General features: G+C 44.6%; 2 protein-coding genes. Both read right to left on the bottom strand.

Going from position 1 to position 6,717, the window contains the following annotated elements; genetic code table 11:
- Positions 1-1,110, bottom strand: a 1,110-nt coding sequence (locus QTN47_RS27910) for a condensation domain-containing protein (RefSeq protein ID WP_369332758.1), incomplete at its 3' end; no start/stop codon positions are given.
- A gap of 11 nt (positions 1,111-1,121) precedes the next feature.
- A partial coding sequence (locus QTN47_RS27905) for a non-ribosomal peptide synthetase (protein WP_369332757.1) occupies positions 1,122-6,717 on the bottom strand: 5,596 nt, incomplete at its 5' end.

Genomic DNA, 6,717 nt, shown 5'->3' with positions numbered 1-6,717 from the left:
GTTGATATACATCCCCACTCTTTGTTCCATACCCGGCAGTTCTGCCGGACGGCCGGATACGGTTACCCCATACACTACATCACTGCTGCCCGTATAACAATGCAGCAGGCTGGCCCATACGCCCTGCATAAGCGTGTTCACCGTTATATGATGTTGCCGGGCATATCCCTGTATGACCGCGGTTGCGGCTTCATCCAATGCGATCTCTTCTTCCTTGTATTCGCCTGCTCCTTTTGTCCGCCGGACGCTTGAACCGATAAAGGGTAGCTGTGTATGCTGCGCTGTATTTTCTAAATACTGACGCCAGTACAACTGCTCGGCCTGCTGATCGCGGCTTTCCAGGTAATGGATATAGTCATCATAACGATCTTCAGGTTTTTCCTCTATTGCCATCCCGGAAGACAGTTGCTCATAGACCTTCATAAATTCTTCCATGAGTATGGAGGTGGACCAGCCATCTAAAATAAGATGATGCACCGTCCACAACATATAATACCGCCCCGCCCCCAGGTTAATAAGGCATATGCGCATCAACGGTGCTGACTCAACATCAAAGCCCCGCTGCCGGTCCTCTTTGGAATATTGCCGGATGGCTGCATCCTGGTCTTCCCTACACAGGTGACTGTAATCCAACAGCTCTAACGGTAACTGTACATCCGTATACACACATTGCACCGGCACACTGAACGACTCATAATAAAAACCACTCCTGAGGATACTGTGCCGCCTTAATACATACTGCCAGCTTTGCGTAAACATTGCTATATCCGGATGTGTTAAATAACATCCCAGCTGGTTGATGTAAACACTTACACCTTCTGCGTATATACTATGAAACAATATTCCCTGTTGTAAACCACTTAAACGGCATAGGGAAGAAAATGCTTTGTTCTTTTTGTCCGCAATACCATCCGGACAAGCAGAGAGATATTCGATCAACTGGGATTTATGATCAGCTATATAATCAATAATATGCCGGTTCTTTCGAATGTCCCGCATTTCATCCTCCTTCAACTTCTTCTTATTTCCTTTTAGAATGATCGTCCCATTTTCAACTGATAAGGAGCAATTCATTTTTTCAAGAGACATAACAAATTCTTTTATTTCCATGGCTCTTTGTTTTAGAAACGCATTATAGTCTCATCATCATCGTCGCTTATAAATTCATCTAATTCCTTATAACTTATCTCTGAAGTAAGTCCATAGTCAGACGGCGTGTGTGTTAGTCTAATCCTGCCTTGCCGGATACAGTGCTCAATAAAGTTGTTGAGATACATTAAACAAGTTTCTGCAAGTGATTTTATTGTTTCTTCTTTGTAATGCTGTTTGCTATAGATCCAACTCCATTGCATTTGTTCTTCATTCACTGCAACAACGACAGAAAGTTTATTATCTGTTACCAGGGTTTCGCTTATCTCCATACCCCTGGATTCGTGGGCCACTGACAACCATCTGCTCTTATTAATAATTTTATCCAGCTGTCCCAGGTAATTGAACACTATATCCCAGGGTTCAAAGCCTTGTAATGCCGGATCGTTGTTTATATATTTCAGCACTCCATATCCTAATCCCTTCACAGGTATGGTGCGCAGTTGTTCTTTTACATCTTTAACCAATTCGCCGGGTTGTTTTTGCAGATCAATTTCCAGCATCACCGGATATAAAGTTGTAAACCAACCAGTCGTCCTGCTTATATCCATCCCATTTATTACGGCGTCTTCCCGGCCATGTCCTTCCAACCCTATAAATATTTTTTCCTTTTTACTCCAGCTTGCCAGGGCGCATGCCAGTGAAAGCAACAAAATATCATTGATCTCTGTATGATAAACCGGCGGAACCTCCTGTAACAATTGCTGCGTAGCCGATGCAGCCAGCTTATTTTCATAACAAGCTATGTTATCTGTCACCACACCGTTGTCCTTTCCATAACAATCTTCCGGAAGCGGGACGTAGCTGTTGTGTATCTTTTGCCAATAATCTTTTTGAGCTTTTAATGCGTTCGTCTGACCGTACGCTGCCAATCCCTCACTCCATTGCCGGTAAGAACTTCCTTTGAGTGGAGCTACTATACTTCTGCCATCGTATAGCGCATCAAGCATTCGTTCAAGGTCTTCTAATATTATCCGCCAGGAAACGCCATCAATGACCAGGTGATGAATAATAATTAACAGCCGGTTGCAAAGTTGATTAGCCGGCGTTTCAATTAATACAACCTTCATCAGTTCACCTTTTTCCATGCTTAGATTATGCTGATAATTATCTGCACAATTGCGGACCAATGGTTCCAATAAATCCGTCGACACATCGCTCAGATCTTCAACCAGCAGTTTTACTTCATAATTGCCATACTCCTGCTCCCAACCGTTTTCAGTCTGGTAATAACAAAAGCGAAGACTGTCGTGTTGCCTGAGCAATTCCGTTAATGCACGCTCAAGCATTTGTGCATTGATGTCTTTGCTTAGACTCAATAACACGCTCTGGTTAAAATGGGATACAGTCACAGCATCTTTTTCGAGATACCTGCGCTGGATTGGGAGCAATTTGCTTTTACCTGTCAACAATCCTTGTTCTCCTGTATTCATTCTTATTTTCCGTCGTTGCAACAATGCGCCTGAAAGTCCCGCTATTGTGCGGTATATAAACAAATCCTTTGGCGCCAGGTCATATCCCAATCGCCTGACCCCGCTTACAACCTGCATCGAGATGATAGAATCGCCTCCCAGTTCAAAGAAATTGTCGTGAATGCCAACTGTCTTTTTCCCGAGCAGTTCCTGCCAGATTTCAGCCAGTTTTTCTTCTATTTCATTTCCTGGCGCGACATATTCGTAACCTGACAATATCTGCCCCTGGACATCAGGTAATGCCTTTTTATCTATTTTCCCATTGGTCGTAAGAGGCAAAGTCTTTAACTCAATAAGGAAATGCGGAACCATATAGGCGGGAAGCCTGCTTTGGAGGTAAGAAACAATTGCTTCACGATCGAATGTTTTTCCGACTGTTATATAAGCAACCAGTTGCTTGTGATTTTGCTCATCTTCATTGGCCACTACAACACACTCATTTATAAAAGCACTTTCAAGTAAAACATTTTCAATTTCGCCCAACTCTATTCTATAACCATTCATTTTTACCTGGTTATCCATGCGACCTAAAAACTCAATATGTCCATCCGGGAGCCAGCGGCCATAGTCTCCCGTTTTGTATATTTTCGTCTGCGTTTTTTGGGAGAAAGCATCAGCAACAAAGTTCTTTACTGTCAGCTCCGGACGATTTAAGTAACCGCGCGCAACCTGAATACCAGCAATACAGATCTCACCTTTTACACCGGCAGGCAATAAATTTCCATGGTTATCAAGTATATAAATCCGGACATTTGATATAGGCTTGCCTATTGAAACCAGCTGTATATCATTATTGTTCTTTGGGATGCTCCAGCATGTGACATCAACAGCTGCTTCCGTAGGTCCGTACAAATTATACAACGCTGCCCGGGGCAATTTTTCAGCAAATATTTTTATGTGCGAAGACTTTAAAGCCTCTCCGCTACATAACACTTTTTCGAGCCCAATACATTCACCGGTTTGCATGTCAGCTAAGAATACACCTAACATAGACGGAACAAAGTGCAATACCGTAATTTTTTGATTTGTTATGATCTGCTTGAGATAATCATTATCCTTGTGTCCATCCGGCTTTGCAAACACAAGTTTTGCTCCGGTTATTACCGGGCACAAAAGCTCCCAGACTGACACATCAAAACAAAATGAAGTCTTTTGCAACACTGCGTCCCGGCTGGTCAGTTTAAAATAATCTTTTGTCCATAATAACCGATTGACGATAGCCCTATGTTCAATCATAACTCCTTTAGGCTTTCCGGTTGAACCGGATGTATAAATCACGTAGGCAAGATTATTAGAGGTGAGATTTATTGTTGGATATTGCAGTGGACATTGACTGATCAATGACCATTCCAGATCTATTGCTATGGTATCAACAGTGGTTGCAGATTGCAGCTTTTTCCGGCATTCTTCATTGCAGACAATTATTTCGGCAGCAGTATCCTGCAACATATACTTTATCCTTTCCTGCGGATATTCCGGATCAATGGGTACATAGGCCCCTCCGGCTTTTAATATGCCCAGGATACCGATGATCATTGCTAAACCACGCTCTATACAAACCGGTACCAGTGTCTCTTCTTTTACCCCCTTGCTTCCCAGGTACCATGCTAATTGATTGGAGCGTTCATTGAGCTGCTGGTATGTTAATGCTTCTTCTTCAAACACGACTGCTATATTACCCGGTGTCTTTTCTACCTGCGCTTCAAACAGATCAATGATCGTTTTGTCTTCCGGATATGCTACTTCCGTATTGTTGAACGCATACAGCAACTGGTGCTTCTCTGATGAACTTAACAAGTCAAGGTCACTTAATTTGTCAACCTTCTTCCCTGCTACCTGTAGCAACACCTGCCGAAAATGAGCTGAGATCCGTTTGGCATATTCCGGGTCTAACAAAGTGGCATTATAACAAAAGCGGATGTGGATCTGGTCCGTGCTGCCAATGACAATGGTTAATGGATAATTGGTTTGCTCTTCCACCATTATTTCTTCTGCCTGCAGGTGCCATTGGCGGGACGACAGCACTTTACTAACCGGGTAATTCTCAAACACCAGTAAGGTATCAAAGAGATCTCCCTGTAAACCTGTCCAGTGCCGGATATCGTTCAACGAACTGTACTGATGCTGTCTCGATGTTAATTGTTCTTCCTGCAGCTGCTGCAACCAGTCTACGATATGCTCTTCTCCATCCATACGGCTGCGAAGCGGAAGCGTGTTGATATACATCCCCACTCTTTGTTCCATACCCGGCAGTTCTGCCGGACGGCCGGATACGGTTACCCCATACATTACATCACTGCTGCCCGTATAACAATGCAGCAGGCTGGCCCATACGCCCTGCATAAGCGTGTTCACCGTTATATGATGTTGCCGCGCATATCCCTGTATGACCGCTGTTGCTGCTTCATCCAATGCGATCTCTTCTTCCTTGTATTCGCCCGCACCTTTTGTCCGCCGGATGCTTGAACCGATAAAAGGTAGCTGTGTATGCTGCGCTGTATTTTCTAAATACTGACGCCAGTACAACTGCTCGGCCTGCTGATCGCGGCTTTCCAGGTAATGGATATAGTCCTCATAACGATCTTCAGGTTTTTCTTCTATTGCCATACCGGAGGACAGCTGCTCATAGAACTTCATAAATTCTTCCATGAGTATGGAGGTGGACCAGCCATCTAAAATAAGATGATGCACCGTCCACAACATATAATACCGCCCTGCCCCCAGGTTAATAAGGCACATGCGCATCAGCGGTGCTGACTCAACATCAAAGCCCCGCTGCCGGTCCTCTTTGGAATATTGCCGGATGGCTGCATCCTGGTCTTCCTTACACAGCTGACTGTAATCCAACAGCTCTAACGGTAACTGTACATCCGTATACACACATTGCACCGGCACACTGAACGACTCATAATAAAAACCACTTCTGAGGATACTGTGCCGCCTCAATACATACTGCCAGCTTTTCCTAAACATTGCTATATCAGGATGCGTTAAATAACATCCCAGCTGATTGATGTAAACACTTACTCCTTCCGCGTATATACTATGAAACAAGATTCCTTCTTGTAAACCACTTAATCGGTATAGCGAAGAAGCAGATCGCCCTGCCTTGCGGCATCCTTCCCAAAAATTATCCAGCTCCTCACAACTGATCACTGAACCCAGTCCATAATCTGAAGGTGTATATACGCTGCCATATTTTGCCTGTTCGAGGCAATGGGTTACCAGCAATTGAAGCTGGTTTAGATAAGCTGATGCCAGCCCCCTGACGGTTTGTTCCTGGTAGTGCTTACTGCTATAGGTCCAGTTCAGTATTAACTTTCCATTCAGTACAAAGCTGTTCACTGAAAGTTTTTCATAAACACGGTGTTCCCCGTTTATACCTGCTCCGGGTGATTCATCTGCTATAGCCAGCCCTTTATTTTTAGTAATATTATCCAGCTGTCCGAGGTAATTAAATACAATCTCCCAGGGTGCTGAACCCTGTAGCGACAACTCCTTGTTGATGTATTTCAGTACCCCATAGCCTATTCCTTTTGCAGGAACATGGCGCAATTGCTCCTTCACCTGTCTGATCGCAGCACCTTCACGCTTATTGCCTACCTGTAGCAGCACCGGGTAAAGGCTCGTGAACCATCCTACTGTACGGCTGATATCTACATCTTTAGCGATGGCTTCCCTGCCGTGTCCCTCCAGCCCTATCAATACTTCTTCAGCCTTACTCCATGCTCTTACGGTAAGGGCCAGTGCGCACAGCAGCAGATCATCAACCCTGGTGTGATATGCGAGCGGGGCATCCTGCAATAAGCTGCGGGTTTGATCAGCCGGCATCTCCACGGTGTGAACAATCGTGTCTTTTATACAGACTGCTTCATTATAGCCTGTATCCACCGGTATATGAGACTTGTAGCTACCGGCCTTTTCCCAATACGGCAGCTGCTGCTGCAACTGATCGCTTTGGCCATATTCCCTGAGTGCATTGTACCATTGGCGATACGAACTGCTCTTGCCTTGCAGTATAGCCGGGACTCCATGGCTCAGGCTGGTTAACAGTTCTTCCAGGTCTTCCAATAATATTCTCCATGACACGCCGTCT

The sequence above is a fragment of the Danxiaibacter flavus genome (assembly GCF_041060425.1).
GTDB lineage: Bacteria > Bacteroidota > Bacteroidia > Chitinophagales > Chitinophagaceae > Danxiaibacter > Danxiaibacter flavus.
Note: the sequence above shows the minus strand (reverse complement) of the source record. Positions and strands in the feature narration are given on the sequence as shown.